Annotated in this window: 15 protein-coding genes and 1 pseudogene; 13 read left to right on the top strand and 3 right to left on the bottom strand. The window is 30.7% G+C overall.

Annotation, left to right across the window (positions count from 1 at the left end):
• Positions 1–62: 62 nt before the first annotated feature.
• Positions 63–1,076, bottom strand: a complete 1,014-nt coding sequence (locus ACY3JO_RS04025) for a LacI family DNA-binding transcriptional regulator (protein ID WP_463085527.1) — start codon at positions 1,074–1,076, stop codon at positions 63–65.
• Between the two features lie 441 nt (positions 1,077–1,517).
• Between ACY3JO_RS04025 and ACY3JO_RS04020 the strand changes: the two genes are divergently transcribed.
• The 10 genes and pseudogenes from ACY3JO_RS04020 (at position 1,518) to rfaE2 (ending at position 8,919) form a co-directional block, all read left to right on the top strand.
• The gene (locus ACY3JO_RS04020; protein ID WP_463085526.1) at positions 1,518–2,270 is read left to right on the top strand and encodes a hypothetical protein; all 753 of its coding nucleotides are present in this window, start codon (positions 1,518–1,520) and stop codon (positions 2,268–2,270) included.
• Complete coding sequence (locus ACY3JO_RS04015) at positions 2,224–2,889, top strand: tetratricopeptide repeat protein (RefSeq protein WP_463085525.1); 666 nt, start codon at positions 2,224–2,226, stop codon at positions 2,887–2,889. Before ACY3JO_RS04020 ends, ACY3JO_RS04015 begins: the two co-directional genes overlap by 47 nt.
• A 259-nt stretch (positions 2,890–3,148) precedes the next feature.
• Positions 3,149–3,496: pseudogene (locus tag ACY3JO_RS04010) on the top strand (DUF3857 domain-containing protein).
• A complete protein-coding gene (locus tag ACY3JO_RS04005; RefSeq protein ID WP_463085524.1) occupies positions 3,438–3,629 on the top strand; it encodes a DUF3857 domain-containing protein in 192 nt (63 codons plus the stop codon). The pseudogene ACY3JO_RS04010 and the gene ACY3JO_RS04005 overlap by 59 nt, the downstream one beginning before the upstream one ends.
• Positions 3,587–3,913, top strand: coding sequence for a hypothetical protein (locus tag ACY3JO_RS04000; protein WP_463085686.1), 327 nt, complete (start codon positions 3,587–3,589; stop codon positions 3,911–3,913). The genes ACY3JO_RS04005 and ACY3JO_RS04000 overlap by 43 nt, the downstream gene beginning before the upstream one ends.
• Complete coding sequence (locus ACY3JO_RS03995; RefSeq protein WP_463085646.1) at positions 3,813–4,547, top strand: transglutaminase-like domain-containing protein; 735 nt, start codon at positions 3,813–3,815, stop codon at positions 4,545–4,547. The genes ACY3JO_RS04000 and ACY3JO_RS03995 overlap by 101 nt, the downstream gene beginning before the upstream one ends.
• A gap of 612 nt (positions 4,548–5,159) precedes the next feature.
• Positions 5,160–6,335, top strand: a complete 1,176-nt coding sequence (gene nifS, locus ACY3JO_RS03990; RefSeq protein ID WP_463085523.1) for a cysteine desulfurase NifS — start codon at positions 5,160–5,162, stop codon at positions 6,333–6,335.
• Positions 6,336–6,390: 55 nt separating this feature from the next.
• Positions 6,391–7,461 (top strand): D-glycero-beta-D-manno-heptose 1,7-bisphosphate 7-phosphatase, encoded by a 1,071-nt coding sequence (gene gmhB / locus ACY3JO_RS03985; RefSeq protein WP_463085522.1) that lies wholly within the window; start codon positions 6,391–6,393, stop codon positions 7,459–7,461.
• Positions 7,437–8,438, top strand: coding sequence for a D-glycero-beta-D-manno-heptose-7-phosphate kinase (rfaE1, locus tag ACY3JO_RS03980; protein WP_463085521.1), 1,002 nt, complete (start codon positions 7,437–7,439; stop codon positions 8,436–8,438). The genes gmhB and rfaE1 overlap by 25 nt, the downstream gene beginning before the upstream one ends.
• A complete protein-coding gene (gene rfaE2, locus ACY3JO_RS03975) occupies positions 8,425–8,919 on the top strand; it encodes a D-glycero-beta-D-manno-heptose 1-phosphate adenylyltransferase (protein WP_463085520.1) in 495 nt (164 codons plus the stop codon). Before rfaE1 ends, rfaE2 begins: the two co-directional genes overlap by 14 nt.
• Here rfaE2 and ACY3JO_RS03970 read toward each other — a convergent pair.
• Together ACY3JO_RS03970 and ACY3JO_RS03965 are read right to left on the bottom strand one after the other, a co-directional pair.
• Positions 8,896–11,259, bottom strand: coding sequence for a glycosyltransferase family 9 protein (locus tag ACY3JO_RS03970; RefSeq protein ID WP_463085519.1), 2,364 nt, complete (start codon positions 11,257–11,259; stop codon positions 8,896–8,898). The two genes, rfaE2 and ACY3JO_RS03970, sit on opposite strands and share 24 nt — an antisense overlap.
• Position 11,260: 1 nt before the next feature.
• On the bottom strand, positions 11,261–11,755 hold the full coding sequence (locus ACY3JO_RS03965; RefSeq protein WP_463085645.1) for a DUF4330 domain-containing protein: 495 nt from the start codon (positions 11,753–11,755) through the stop codon (positions 11,261–11,263).
• A gap of 180 nt (positions 11,756–11,935) precedes the next feature.
• On the opposite strand from ACY3JO_RS03965, the gene malE reads away from it, so the two are divergent.
• Genes malE through ACY3JO_RS03950 form a run of 3 tightly spaced genes read left to right on the top strand, consistent with a single transcriptional unit; the run spans position 11,936 to position 15,546 of the window.
• The gene (gene malE, locus ACY3JO_RS03960; protein WP_463085518.1) at positions 11,936–13,129 is read left to right on the top strand and encodes a maltose/maltodextrin ABC transporter substrate-binding protein MalE; all 1,194 of its coding nucleotides are present in this window, start codon (positions 11,936–11,938) and stop codon (positions 13,127–13,129) included.
• A 60-nt stretch (positions 13,130–13,189) separates the two neighbouring features.
• A complete protein-coding gene (gene malF, locus ACY3JO_RS03955; protein ID WP_463085517.1) occupies positions 13,190–14,704 on the top strand; it encodes a maltose ABC transporter permease MalF in 1,515 nt (504 codons plus the stop codon).
• Positions 14,701–15,546, top strand: coding sequence for a sugar ABC transporter permease (locus ACY3JO_RS03950; protein WP_463085516.1), 846 nt, complete (start codon positions 14,701–14,703; stop codon positions 15,544–15,546). The genes malF and ACY3JO_RS03950 overlap by 4 nt, the downstream gene beginning before the upstream one ends.
• Positions 15,547–15,601: the final 55 nt, after the last annotated feature.

Genomic DNA, 15,601 nt, shown 5'->3' with positions numbered 1-15,601 from the left:
AACCTCCCATAAACGTTTTTCTTTTATGAATTATATCACATCTCTCTTTTTCCCAAAGCTTTCTATTTTCTTGGAGCAGTACTCTCCCTTATCACCAATTTTGTAGTAAGTTTAATATGTTGAATAGGAAGATCTGGATTTTTTAATCTTTCTATTAAAACTTCTGCTGCTTTAACTCCCATCTCATAGAAAGGCTGAGAAACAGTGGTAAGTTCGGGTATAGTAAGATTGGCAAGAGTGTCATCAAATCCCACTATAGATATATCCTGAGGTATACGAATTCTTCTTTTGACAAGTATCTTCATAATCTGGATAGCCATAAAATCGCTAAAAGCGAAAATGGCAGTAGGCGGATTAGGAAGGGAAAGTAACTCATTAATTGCTATTTCCTCATTAACCTGATCATAAAATATCTTCAGAAGATTCTCATCGAAAGGAATTTTAGCATCCTCCAACGCTTTTTTATAACCTTCAATTCTTTCCCTTACAATAATACTTTCTGGATTTATAGTAATATGAGCTATTCTTGTATGACCTAACTCAATTAAATACTTAACTGCCTCATAACTTCCCTGAATATTATCAGCATATACCACATCATGTTCGGGAAGTCTTGGATGCTCCAATATAACCAAAGGCATATTTTTCTTACGAGCAAGCCTACTCACTTCTTCATTTGACAGTGCTCCAACGATCACACCATCAACCCTTCTTTCCAACATAAGATTCATATATCTTAGTTCTCTCAAGGATTTTCCATCTGTATTACAAAGAAGAACAGTATATCCATTATGTCTTGCCACATCCTCTATTCCCCTTGCCATATTAGGAAAGACAGGATTAGCTATATCTAATACAAAAAATGCAATAGCTTCAGTCTTTTGCTTTGCTAAACTTCTTGCAATTGCATTTGGTTTATAATCCAATATTTTCACAGCCTCAAGTACTCTTCTCCTAGTTTCTTCACTTATTTTCATTCCAGGAGTATTATTAAGAACAAAAGAAACAGTTGAACGAGAAACTCCAGCAAGTCTTGCCACATCCCAACTTGTAGGAGCTTTCTTTTTCTTTGTCATTTTTCTCCCCCTTTTATTAACACGTTTTTTCTTAGTATATTAGCACAAAATTTATATACTTTGATATAATAATTCTCAAAATATTATGAAAAGAAAAAATATATTTCTTTTATTTTTCCTTATTATACTTATATTTCAAGTTTCTGCTCAACAAAAAGCAGATCCTAAAATATTATAGAGTGCTATCTTAGATGAAAATTTTAACTATGTAAAAAACTTAGAGACTGATGATTTTAATACAAATATAGCAAAAGCTTTAATTTTTTTATTAGAAGATAACTTTACAGAATCTTGGAATTACTGGAAAAAAGCACTTCAAATAAATTCTTCCTCTTATTGGCATGACATCATAGGACTTCTTGGAGAAGATGCTTGGGAGAATTTGGGGATACTTAAAGAAATTCCCATTATCTTAAAAGATAAAAAAACCTTCCTCTTTTCATGGAAAATTTATATTGGAAATCTTTGCTTTCTCAACAAAAGATAAAAGAAATCTATAATTACGCAAGAAGTAAAGGCTTTATTACTGATTTTCTTTTCATTGGTCCCTTCGAAAATATAGGAAATTCTGGATTATATAAAGAATTTCCACCTGAAAAAGAGATTTTGCTAAATCAAAAGTATAAAGGGAAAAACGGCATAGAAATTAATTGGTTTAAGCCCATGGAAAAAAGTATAAATGGTTATATCAACCTTTATAATTTGATCTATCCTAATAAATGGAGTACTGCTTATGCCCTTTGCTATATTTTTATTCCCAAAAGCCAAGAAGTATTAATTAAAATAGGTTCTCCAAATTCCTATAAATTATTTATAGATGACTCTTTTATCTATAGCATAGAAACAGAAAGACGAAACTTGTTTGACCAAGAGATTATAAAAATTCACTTACCTTTAGGTTTGCATAAATTCTTAATTAAAATTTCTAATACCATGGGTCCTTTTGGATTTTATTTAGGAATTACCAATCAAAAGGATGAACCTATATCTGGAATAAAAATCTCTGAGAATATTCAGAATTATATAAAAAGAAAATTGCCCTGGATAAAAATAATTCCACAAAAAGACTTTATCAGAGAATCACCACTATCTGAGATATTTTATACTTTTTACGGGTATATTTTAGGCACCTATTATGGATATAGAGATGATGGAGAAAAATTTTTGGAAAGGGCAAAAAAAAATAAAACCTAAATCCTCATTAATAAAGTTTTTAAAAGGCAAGCTTGGATATGAACTTGGAAACTTAGAAACAGCTAAAAAATATATGGACATTGCTGCCTATAAGGGTAATAGAGATATAAAATTCTCTGCATATTACTTATCTCTCTATAACTTAAACTATGGAAGATATGAGGATGCTATAAAGATAATCAAAGAAAATATACACAATAATTCATTTCTTTTAAGATCTCTACTCTCAAGACTCTTCATAGTATTATCATGGGAAAAAGAAGTAAATTCAAACATCAATATACTAATATCTAAATATCCCACTTCCCCAGAAACATTATTCTTAATTGGTAAATATTATGAGATAAAAGAAATTAAAAATAAAGCTATAGATTATTATCAGAAAGCACTATCTATGGATACTGAAAATTGGAAGATATTTTTAACATTGTACAATTTAGCGGATGAATTAAATCAAATTGATATTTTAGAAAGGTTATTAGATATAGCCTTAGAAAAAGATCCAACAAACACATGGGCGTACTTAGAAAAGATAGGATTATACATGATTGAGGAGGACAAGGAGAAAGTATATTCCATATTAGAAAGAGTTGAAAAAAATCTCCTATCAATATCCTGAAACCTATTTATATAAAGGAAAACTTTATTTAGGAAATAATGACGAAAAAGCCATAGAACTTTTCGAAAGAACCCTTCAATTAAATCCATATTTTACAAATTTAAGAGCTTATATAAACCATCTGAAAAGAGAAGAATATAATCTCCCTGATATTTCTCCTTATTTAGAATCAAAAGTTCCAGAAGAATATTTAGAATATCCAGCCGTAATCTTATTAGATCAAAAAGAAAGAACATTCTTTAATGATGGAATCTCAAGGGTGATTTATCATAAATTAATTAAAATTCTTAAAAGCTCAGCAAAAGACAAATATAGCGAAATTCAGATAGACTACGATTCAAGCTTTGAGAGAGTAAGAATATTAAGGGCAAGAACAATAAAACCAAATGGTGATGAAATTGAGGTCTAAACAATACAGGATTTTCCAATACTTAGTGAGTATCCTCTTTATACTGATGAAAGAAAAATTGTTCTTTCATATCCAGGAATCGAAAAAGGTGCTATCTTAGAGTGTTTATACATGGTAGAAGAATACACTGGTGGGATATATGGTAAAAACTTTCAAGATACCTTTTTCTTTCAAAACGAGATACCTAACATTATATAGTAGATTCATATTAAAGATTCCAAAGGATTTAGAGATGAAATATACATTTTATAATGGCAACAAAAAACCTAACATAGAAGAAGATAAAAGTTGGAAAACATACAAATGGGAAATGGAAAACTTTCTGCTATGATAGAAGAACCCCTTATGCCTAAAGCAATAGATCTAATACCTCAAGTATGGGTAACCACATTCAAAGATTGGGAACAATTAGCAGATCTTTATTATTCCTTAGCTTACCCTCAAATTAGAGCTGATAAGGCAATTAAAGAAAAGGTTAAAGAATTAACATCAGGTTTGAAAAAAAGAAGACAAAATAAAAGCTATATACTATTATGTAACGTCAGAAATAAGATATGTTGGATTAGAATTTGGTATTGGAGGAATTATGCCTCACAGCGCTCCCAGCATATTTAGAGAAAAATATGGTGATTGTAAGGATAAGGCAATACTGCTCATTACTATGCTTCAAGAAGCAGGAATAGAGGCATATTATACTCTCGTAAATACCAGATATTCCATATCTTTTAAGAAAGAAATACCTGCTTTTCAGTTTGATCATGCTATAGTAGCTGTACCCCTAAATAATAATTTTATTTTCCTTGATGGAACAGTTGAAAATACACCTTTTGGAGAAGTACCATATATGGATCAAGGAGCAGATGTTATGATTATAAAAGACGAAAAACCAGTATTTACAAAAATTCCCATGAGCAAATCTGAAGAAAACACAAAAGATTTTAAGACAGAAATTATTTTTGAAAATGGCAAGGCTTTAATGAAAACTACATTATCTTTTAAAGGCTATTTTGCAACTTATTTTCGTTGGTTATTAGATGGTCTATCTTATGAAGAAAAGGAAAATCTCATATCCTATTTAATAAACAATACTTACCCCGGCTCTTATCTTACTTCTTGGAATATTGAAAATCTATATAATTTAGAAGCCCCTCTAAGGATAAATGTCCAATATTATAATAGCCAGCTTCTAAAAAATAAAAAAATATACATATATATATTCCCCATTCATTACAAAAATAGAGAAGGCTGAAGAAATATCAAAAGAAGAAAGAGTATACCCCATTGAATACTACCTCCCATATGAGGAAAATGAATTAATAACCATTAATTTGTCCTCTATTAATAACATCTCTGAAGATATATTGGAAAATGTAAACATAGAAAATTCTTGGATAACCTATAGAGAAAATGTTATTGGGAAGGAAAGAATTTTACAATTGAAAGAAACTTCAAACTAAAAGAGATATTTATCCCCACTGAGAATTATAAAGAATATAAGAAAACAATTGAGGAAATTATAAACAGAGATAACGAAATATTAATATTAAGATAAAAATTTCATTTTACAAATCTAACCTCTATGGTTCTTATTCCTAACATCTTTCTTAGGTTTTTCCATCATCTCTTTTTTATATGAATCCTGAAAGGATATTTATACTTTTCTTTTCATTTAAAATAAATTATTATTTTCATCTAACTGGATTTTATATACTTTCTCCATCTACCACCATTTTAGTATACTTTTTAAGTAGATTTTACTATGAAATATTTTTTACACTGCAAGAGCCATAAAAAAAATAGATTTGACAACAATTATCATATAATTTATATATTTTAGTATATTTTTAGGAGGTAAATTAATATGAATAGAGAGGTATATTTAGATTATGCAGCTACTACTCCTATAAGACCCGAAGTCTTTCAGGCTATGGAACCATATCTAACAAAAGAATTTGGAAACCCTTCCAGTATCCATCATTTCGGAAGACAGGTAAGAATTGCTATAGAAGAAGCAAGAGAAAAAATTGCTAAGGCTTTAGGAGCAAAAAACGAGGAGATTATATTTACCAGTGGGGGAACAGAATCCAATAATATGGCTCTAAAAGGAGTAGCATATGCCCTCTCCCATAAAGGAAAACATATAATTACATCCTCGATAGAACATCACTCCATATTAGAACCATGTCATTTCTTAGAGAAACTTGGATTTGAGATAACCTATCTACCAGTTGATAAGGAAGGATTTATTGATCCAGATTCATTAAGAAAGGCAATAAGAAAAGATACTATATTAATTTCCATAATGCATGCTAATAATGAGATCGGTACTATTGAACCAATAGAGGAACTTACAAAAATTGCCAAAGAATATGAAATATATTTTCATACTGATGCGGTACAAACAGTGGGACATATGCCTGTAAATGTAAATAAATTTGGAGTTGATCTATTATCCATCTCTGCCCATAAATTTTACGGCCCAAAAGGGATTGGAGCACTATATATAAGAAAAGGTACAAAAATATATCCTCTTATCCATGGTGGAGAGCAAGAACAAAGAAAAAGAGCAGGTACTGAAAATGTAGCAGGTATTGTAGGAATGGGTAAAGCTATTGAAATCTCAATTTTAGAGCTTGATAAAGAGAAGGAAAGATTAATTAATCTTAGAGACTATTTTATAAAAGAGGTAGAAAAACGAATGGAAGATGTCTATCTCAATGGACCAAGAGAAAAAAGGCTACCTAATAATATAAATTTTAGTTTTGCCTATATAGAAGGTGAATCCATAATTCTTAATTTAGATTTAGAAGGGATAGCTGTATCTGCAGGTTCAGCTTGCAGTTCTGCTTCCCTTGAACCATCTCATGTCCTTTCAGCTATAGGTCTTCCAATAGAACTTGCTCATAGTGCAGTAAGGTTTACCTTAGGATACTATACTACAAAGGAAGATTTAGACTATACTTTAGAAGTATTAGAAAAAACTGTAAAAAGATTGAGGGACATATCACCATATAAACAAGGATGGAAATTTAAATAGTAATTTATTTTTATGATAAAATAATAAAGTATTTTCAAGCTTATAAGGAGAAACGATGGAAAATAGAATAAAAACTCGATTAAGAAAACATGACTTTGTCATTAAAATGATAGAAGAATTTCTTATAGAAGATATTAAAAAACTTGCTGAAATAATAATTGATGGATATAGAAAAGGGAAAAAAGTTATATTATTTGGAAATGGTGGCAGTGCCGCTGATGCCCAACATATTACTGCAGAGCTTGTAGGAAGATTTCTAAAAGAAAGACGTGGTATTCCAGCTATTTCATTAACTACAAATACGTCTAATCTCACATCTATATCTAATGATTATGGTTTTGAAGAGGTATATGCAAGACAAATAGAAGCTATAATGAATAAAGGAGATATTGTTATAGGAATAACAACATCTGGAGACTCACCTAATATTATAAAAGGATTAGAAAAGGCAAGAGAACTTGGAGGATATACAGTTGCTTTAACAGGAAGGAACGGAGGAAAAGTTATAAATTTTGTCCACCTTTCCATAATTGTACCCTTTCATATGACTCCTCATATTCAAGAAGCCCATATAACTATTGGTCATATTCTATGTGACCTAATAGAAGAAGCATTATTTCCATCAAAAAGAGTTGCTTGTTTCTTAGATAGAGATGGGACAATTAATATAGACAAGGGTTATGTTCATAAGATAGAGGATTTGGAACTTATTCCTGGAGTTTTAGAAGCTTTAAAACTTTTACAAAAAAAGTTCCTTCTAATAATTGTTACCAATCAGTCAGGAGTTGAAAGAGGCTACTATACAAAAGAAGATGTTGAAAGGTTTCATAGTTATCTATATTACATCCTCTCTAAGGAAGGTGTATATATAGATGATTTTTATTATTGTCCCTATCTGGAAGGAGAATGTAGAAAACCAAATCCAGGTATGCTGTTAGAAGCAGCTAAAGATTGGAATATAGATCTTAAAAATTCTTATATGATTGGGGATAAAACAAGTGATATTGAAGCCGGTAAAAATGCAGGCTGTAAAACCATAATTATAGGAAAAGAGGATATAACCGCTGACTACTCTGCTAAAAACTTGATGGAGGCTGCAAAATGGATCTTAAATCAAGACTCATAGAAATAATTAAATCATGGAAAGGGAAAAAAATAGCAGTCATTGGGGATGTAATGTTAGATGAATACATAATAGGAAAAATTGAGAGAATTTCACCAGAAGCTCCCGTTCCCATATTAGAAGTTGAAGAAGAAAGACATGTATTAGGAGGAGCAGCAAATGTAGCAAACAATATTAAAGCTTTAAGTGGAGAACCTGTTCTTTTTGGGGTTATTGGAGAAGATCACGGAGGAGAGAAAATTATAAATCTTCTCTCTAATAAAAATATAAAACACATATTAATTACAGATAAAGAAAGACCTACTACATTAAAAACAAGACTTATAGCTTTAAATCAACAAATAGTAAGAATGGACCGAGAGAAAAAATACCCAATAAATAATTATATACAGGAAAAACTCATATCAAAGTTTAAAAAATATATAAATGAAATAGATCTTATAATCCTATCCGATTATGCAAAGGGGGTCTTAACCCCAGAGACAACCCAAAAAATAATAAATATAGCTAAATCTAATAATAAAGAGGTAATTGTAGACCCTAAAGGAAAAGATTTTTCCAAATATGAAAATGCCACCCTTATCACTCCAAATGAGAAAGAAGCAAAAATCGCTACAAATATGGAGGAAGAATGGGATTTAATTAAAGGTGCTCAAAAACTTATGGAGATAGTTAGAGGAAAAGGAATAGTTATAACAAGAGGAGAAAGAGGTATCTTTCTTTTAGAGAATGATAAATTTTTTGAAATTCCTGCCTTAAAATCTGAGGTAAGAGATGTAACAGGTGCTGGAGATACTGTTATATCCGCCCTATCATTAAGTTTATCCACAGGTACAGATATCCTTTCTGCATGTATAATTGCTAACTTTGCCGCAGGTTGTGTAGTGAGAAAATTTGGTACAAGCACCTTATCAACTGATGAACTAATCGCAATAATACCTGAAAAAATTGAAATAAAGAATAACCATGTTATCTTCTGATAGAAAAATCAAAAAAATTGAAGAACTAAAAGATATCATCGACATTCACAAAAAACAAGGGAAAATAATAGTCTTTACTAATGGTTGTTTTGAAATTTTACATCCTGGTCACATAAAACTTTTAGAAGAGGCCAAAAATTATGGTAATATTCTCGTAGTGGGTATAAATAGTGATGAGTCTGTTAAAAGAATAAAAGGAGAAAAGAAATTAATATTTGATGAAAAAAGTAGATTAAAAATCATCTCAGCATTAGAATGTGTTGATTATGTTACTCTTTTCAATGAAAATACTCCAGAAAATTTAATAGAAATTATAAAGCCTCATATACATGTAAAAGGAGGAGACTATAAAGAAGAAGACTTACCTGAAGCAAAAATCGTTAAAGAATACGGAGGAAAAATAATAATTCTACCTTTATTAGAAAGTTTCTCTACTACCAAAATAATCCAAAAAATTCTAACTCTCTATAAGAATCATTAATTTTTCCCATACTAAATCAACTGTAATATCCATACAAGATAAATTATCACAAACTTTATTTCTTTTATCCCATAGACATGGCTCACAAGGAAGGTCTATTTTAGCTATTTTAAATTTAGAATCATCTGGAACAATCTCTTTAGGATTAGTAGGTCCAAATAGGGCAACTAAAGGTTTCTTCAATGCTATGCCTAAGTGTAGAGGAGCCGAATCCAAACATATCATAGCCTTACTAAAATATATCCACCCTATAAATTCATCCAAACAATCAGGTAATACAAACAATCCATCCTTTATTAATTTTTTTAACTCTTCTATCGTCTCTTCTTCATCTGGACCATAAACAATTACATACGGAAGTCCTTTTTGTTTTAATCTTTCAACCAATTCTTTCCATTTTTCAGGAGCCCACCTTCTATCTATACCTCTTCTAATACTCATCTTACTAATTCCAGGATGTATTAATATATAAGAGAAAGGTTCTAAAGAATACTCTATGATTTTATTTTTTACCCTATCTTTTATACTCTCTGGTATATCTATCGCAGGTAACGAGAATTCTAAATTCTCATCCAACACTTTTAAAAGCCTAAAATGAACCTTCCCCATATACTCATTTCTTGCAGAAGAAGCCTTACGGGTATACAAAAAGCTTAAAGAATTTTCCATATAACCTACCCTAATGGGAGCTCCTATAAAATACATAAAGATAGGGATAAAAGGAGATTTTCCTGTAGATATACTCAAATCATAAGATTCTCTTCTTAACTTTGCCATAAGATATAATGTTTTAGAAAAAGAAAGTTTTTCCTTTGGATTGAATTCCTCTACATCTATTCCAAGAATATCAAATATTTTTCTTCCTCTTCTTTCAGTTATAATCTTCAACCTTTGGGGATTATATCTCTGAATAACCCCTTTAACCACTGGAAGGAATAAAATTTGATCTCCTAAACCTCCTAAATTAAATAAAAGCACCTTTTTTATTTTTCCATCATATTCAAAAAGATTTAAGAGGATAGCTACAGAAAACCAAAATATTATTTGAGGATAAGGCCTATACCATATGGTATCTACAATTCCATGAAAAAGAGGAGCAGTAATAGATGAAATAGCTGATATACCCAATATTTTATGTTTCAGATCCCATGTAGAGTATTTTACGAAAAATCTCCTATAAAGATAATAGATCATAAGAAGAAAAACAATAAGGGCAAATATACCACCTTCTATTCCAATTTCCAAAAATAAGTTATAAGAAGCAAGTGCAGTGAATTTAGGCTCCATATAGAAAGCATACACTCTTCTAAAAACATCATTACCTAAACCTATACCAGTCCAAAAGAAATCCTTAAAAATCTTAAAAGAACGTTCCCAAATTACAATTCTCGTTGCATTAGACGAGTGTCCCCAAAGGGTAAAAGCAGAGAGAATCCTTTTTTGAAAATAAGAGGAAAAATAAGAGGACTGGGAGAAAATTCCCATACTAGCCAGTATTACAATAAACAAAAACATAAATAAAATTTTCCTTATATTTCTATTTACTATCATATAAATTATCTTTAATATCATTATAAAATATAAAGCCATAGATACAAAAAAACCCAAGTATGCTCCTCTTGAATATGTCCAAATAATGGAAAGAAAAGTTAAAATAGCAGTAATTACAGAAATACTCTTTAACCTAAATATATAAATTGTAAACAATATAAAAGGCATAACTCCTATCAAATAACCACCTAAGAGATTAGGGTTTAGGAGAGTACCATAAACTCTTGTCACTTTCTCTCCCACAAACTCCACATCTTCCCATCCAGCTAATGGTGGGACTTTAATTATCCACTGATAAAGACAATATAAAGAAAGAAAGAACGTAGAAAGAAGAATGGAAAAGAAAGCTCTCTTTATTTTCTCATCATCTTTAAAAACATCTTTAAAGACTAAGAATACGGCAAAATAAACTAAAAACTTTAAATATCCCTTAATGGCTGGTATAGGATAAGGAGAAAAGAAGGTTGCAACAAGATTTATAAGAAGAAAAATCACATATAAAATAACAAAGGGATTTAAACTTTCAAAAAATTTTTTATCCTTTGAAAGAAAAGTATCAAGAAACCATAAAAAGAAAGCAATAAATATTCCTATAGCAATTTTTCCAGAAGATAAAAAAGGAATAAGAAAAAGAAAAAGATATAGATAATATTCAAGGACAAAAGAGATAAGAGGAAAAGAAAAAGATTCAGAAATAACTTTATCAGTTAAATCCTTTATAAATAATTCTGCCTTATTTAATATATAAAAAAGAAAACTTTTTCTCCAAATATCTAAAAGCCTCTCCATATTAATACCTTATTGCCGATACAACTCCTGAAATATCAGCCTTAAAACTTTCCACATTTATATTCATACCAACCTTTACTTTAACCCCAAGAATAACACTATCTTCTGTTACATAACCTTTAGTAGTAAAAGTAATAAGCATATCCACATTAAATGGATTATTCACATCATCTATAAAAGTATAAGTGCCATCAAAATTAGGTACTAACATTTTTTTATCATATATTTTTACACCTTTAACCGTTACCCATGCAAATGGTTGATTCTTTATTCTTATAAAGGCTTTCTCACCTGGTTTAATTACAGATTTATCATTAAGAGGTAAATTTCTAACAATCATGTCAATTTCTATATCCTTTTCCTCTCCCTTCACTTTTGCAAGAGGAGTCCTACCTTCTTTTACTAAAAAAAATCCTAATATAGCTAAAAATATGACCAAAACCACAAAAAGATCAAAAAGATTTATTCTCTTCATAATTTCTACCTCTCCATCTATATAAGTTTATAACTAAGAGATTATACATCACAAATAAAAAAAAGAAAAAGATCTTTAAAAAATTCTTAACATATAGTATAATTTTATTAACACGGGTTAAGTAGGGAGGTGAAAGACTTTAAAAGACAAACCTTCTATAATTTATGGATTTAAAAACATATTTTAAGGGGGTATTAAAAAATGAAAAAGCTTATAATTTTAAGTTTGATTCTTTTAGTGGTTTTCACCTTATCTAAAGGAGCAGTTCCTGGCAAAATAACTATCTGGACGTCAGAAGCACAAGTTAAAGGATTAAGAGAAGCTGTTAAACCTTTTGTACAAAAATATGGTATTCAGGTAGAAGTAAATGAGGTAAGTTTTGGAGATATTAAACCCAAATTCATAACTGCTGCGCCTACAGGAGAGGGTCCAGACATCATTGTTGGGGCTCATGATTGGGTTGGAGAATTAGTAGTAAATGGCCTTCTTCTTCCTATAGATTTCCTTCCACAAAAAGTACTCGATGAATTTACACCTGTCACTTTAAAAGCCATATCCTATAGAGGAAAATTATATGGAATCCCCTACTCCATGGAAGCAGTAGCCTTAATTTATAATAAAGATTTAGTTCCAAATCCTCCAACTACCTATGAATCCTTAGTTAGGGTGGCTAAAAGTTTAACAAAAGGTGGAATTTATGGATTCCTATATGACTATAATAACTTCTATTTTAGTTTTCCTTTCTTCTCAGCTCTTGGAGGATATGTCTTTAAAGAAACCCCAAATGGATTAGATCCATTGGACATAGGACTTGCAAATGAAGGAGCAATTAAAGGGATAGAAAAATTAGTCAATCTCTTTAAAGAGGGCATCTTAAAACAAGGAGTAGATTACCAAACAACTACTAGTTTATTCTCAGAAGGTAAATTAGGAATGATGATAAATGGTCCATGGGAAATAGATAATATCAAAAAAGCAAAAATAAACTATAGGGTAGCCAAACTACCTAAGATTGATGGAAAGCCAATGAGACCTTTTGTAGGAGTTCAAGGCTTTATGTTAAATTCTAGATCACCTAATTTAGCCATATTAAAAACCTTTGCAATTGAAGTATTAGCCTCTAAAGAATTAGAATTAAAACTCTTTGAGACAGATCCCAGAATATTGGCAAGAAAAGACGCTTATAGAGTAGTATCATCAAATCCAGATATAAAAGCGTTTGGAGCAAGTGCTGCTGATGGAATTCCTATGCCTAATATACCAGAAATGGGGCCTGTATGGAGCTACATGGGTGACGCCCTTACTTTGATAACCTCAGGCAAAAAAGCTCCTGATGTTGCCTTAAAAGAGGCAGTTGCACAGATAAAAGATGCCATACAAAAAGCAAGAAAGTAATAATATCCTAAAGGAGGGAGAAAATATTTCTCCCTCCTTCTTTACAGGAGGTAACTTGAAATGAATCTATATAAGACAATCTTTCCTATTTTATACTCCGTAGTAATAGCTGTAATAGGGATATTTTTTAGTTATATTATAGGAAATGCGGCAGGACTTATATGGGGTTTATTTTTTTTCATGGTTACTTTCTTCTTTTCTTTACTTATTTTACATTCTAAAACCTATCCATGGAGATATATAGTACCTGCCTTTCTTTTAATGTTCATATTCATGATTTATCCAATTATTTATACTATCCAAATAGCTTTTACAAATTATGGTACTGGACATATTCTCACTAAATCTCAAGTGATTGAACAATTAGAAAAAGAGACGTTTTTACCTCAAAACACTCAAAATTATGAATATGCAATATATGAAAGTGAAAATAAGACTAAAATTCTATTAAAAGATTTCTTAGGGAATATATACAAGATAGAGAATAAAAAGCTGATATTAATAGCAAAAGAAAATTACCCCCCAGAATTTGACGGATATAAGATGGTCCCTCAAGAGAGAAAATTTTCAAAAATCTCCTTACTACAAAATCTAAAATTTGAATTGGAAGACAACTCTTTTCTACAGCTTTCAGACCTTAATCATTTCTCGTTATACAAACAAAGATATGTTTATATTCCAGAGGAAGATGTAATAGTAGATAAACTCACTAATGAAAAATTAATCCCAAAGGAAGGATTCTTTACAAGACCAAACGGTGGAAAGATAATCCCCGGGTTTGTTGAATTTGTGGGAATAGAAAATTTCTTAAGATTAATAAGGGACGATAGAGTATCTAAGCCTTTCCTTAGGGTATTCCTATGGACCATTTTTTGGGCAGCAGGAACAACTCTCTTAAACTTTACAGTAGGACTATTTTTAGCATTACTTATGAATGATAAAAATTTAAAATTTAAAGGTATATATAGAACACTACTTATAGTCCCTTGGGCTATTCCTGCCTTTATATCTTTACTCATATGGGTAGGATTGCTTAATACAGAAGTAGGAGTAGTGAATAGAATCTTATTTACCATTTTTGGAGTTAAAATACCATGGTTTTTAGAAACTACATGGGCAAGAGTAGCATTGTTTGTAGTAAATTTATGGCTTGGATATCCATATGCTATGACAGTTTGCTTAGGTGCTTTACAAAGCATCCCAGAGGAGCTCTATGAGGCAGCAAAGGTTGATGGAGCAAGCTATTTTCAACAATTAAGAAGTATAACATTACCTCTTCTCCTAACAGCTATTGGTCCTCTTTTAGTTGGAACTTTTGCATTTAATTTTAACAATTTCAACGTAATATATTTACTTACAGCGGGTAAACCCCCTATGTCTGATATCTCCACAGTAGCTGGTACCACTGACATCCTAATTTCTTATACATATAAACTTGCCTTTGAAGGTGGTAGAGGTCAAGACTATGGTTTAGCAGCCACCATATCAATCATCGTATTTATCATAATAGCTTTAATAAGTATATTTAACTTTTGGGTTTCTGGTATGTTTAAACGTGAGGTGAGATACGAATGAGAAAAAACAAAATCATACTCCAAATTCTCAAGCATATAATCATTTGGATATTTTTAGTATTCACTTTCTTTCCAGTAGCTTGGACTATCTCTGCATCCATTAGAGCTGGAGGTGGCTTGGTAGGGCAAAAACTTATCCCCGATAATATTACCATAGAACATTATTCTAACCTAAAAGATATTGGCTTTTTTAATTGGATAAAAAATTCCCTTATAGTATCCATAACTACAGCTATACTTACAGTATTTTTTGTTTCTCTTGCTGCCTATGCTTTTTCAAGATTTAAGTTTTGGGGTAAAAAATGTTCTCTTCTTACCTTATTAATACTTCAAATGTTTCCTGCTATTATGGGAATGGTTGCTGTTTACTTGCTACTTTATCATTTAGGGAAATATCTACCGTTTTTAGGTCTTAATACTCTCTCTGGATTGATAATGGTATATTTAGGTGGAGGAATACCATATAATATATGGCTTATGAAAGGATTTTTTGATAGTATTCCAGATTCTCTTGAAGAATCTGCATTAATAGATGGTGCCACAAGATTTCAAGCCTATTACAAGATAATATTACCTCTTTCTACACCCATTTTGTCAGTTGTAGCTATAACCTCTTTTATTGGAACATATTCTGATTTCCTTTTAGCAAGTATTGTATTAAAGGATCCATCCAAATATACTTTTGCTGTTGGCTTAAGAAATTTTATATCAGGTATGTATGATGTAAGATGGGGGGATTTTGCAGCAGCATCAATAGTTGGAGCATTACCCATTGTCATTATATTTTTAGCTCTTCAAAACTTGATTGTATCTGGTTTAACTCGTGGGGCTGTTAAGGAGTAAGGTAGGTTTACCTACCTTACTCTCCTAAATAATGATATAATAAACAAAAAACAAA

The sequence above is a fragment of the Dictyoglomus sp. LHC4 genome (assembly GCF_055181355.1).
The sequence above is the reverse complement of the archived record's forward strand: the minus strand, read 5'-3'. Positions and strand labels throughout refer to the sequence as shown.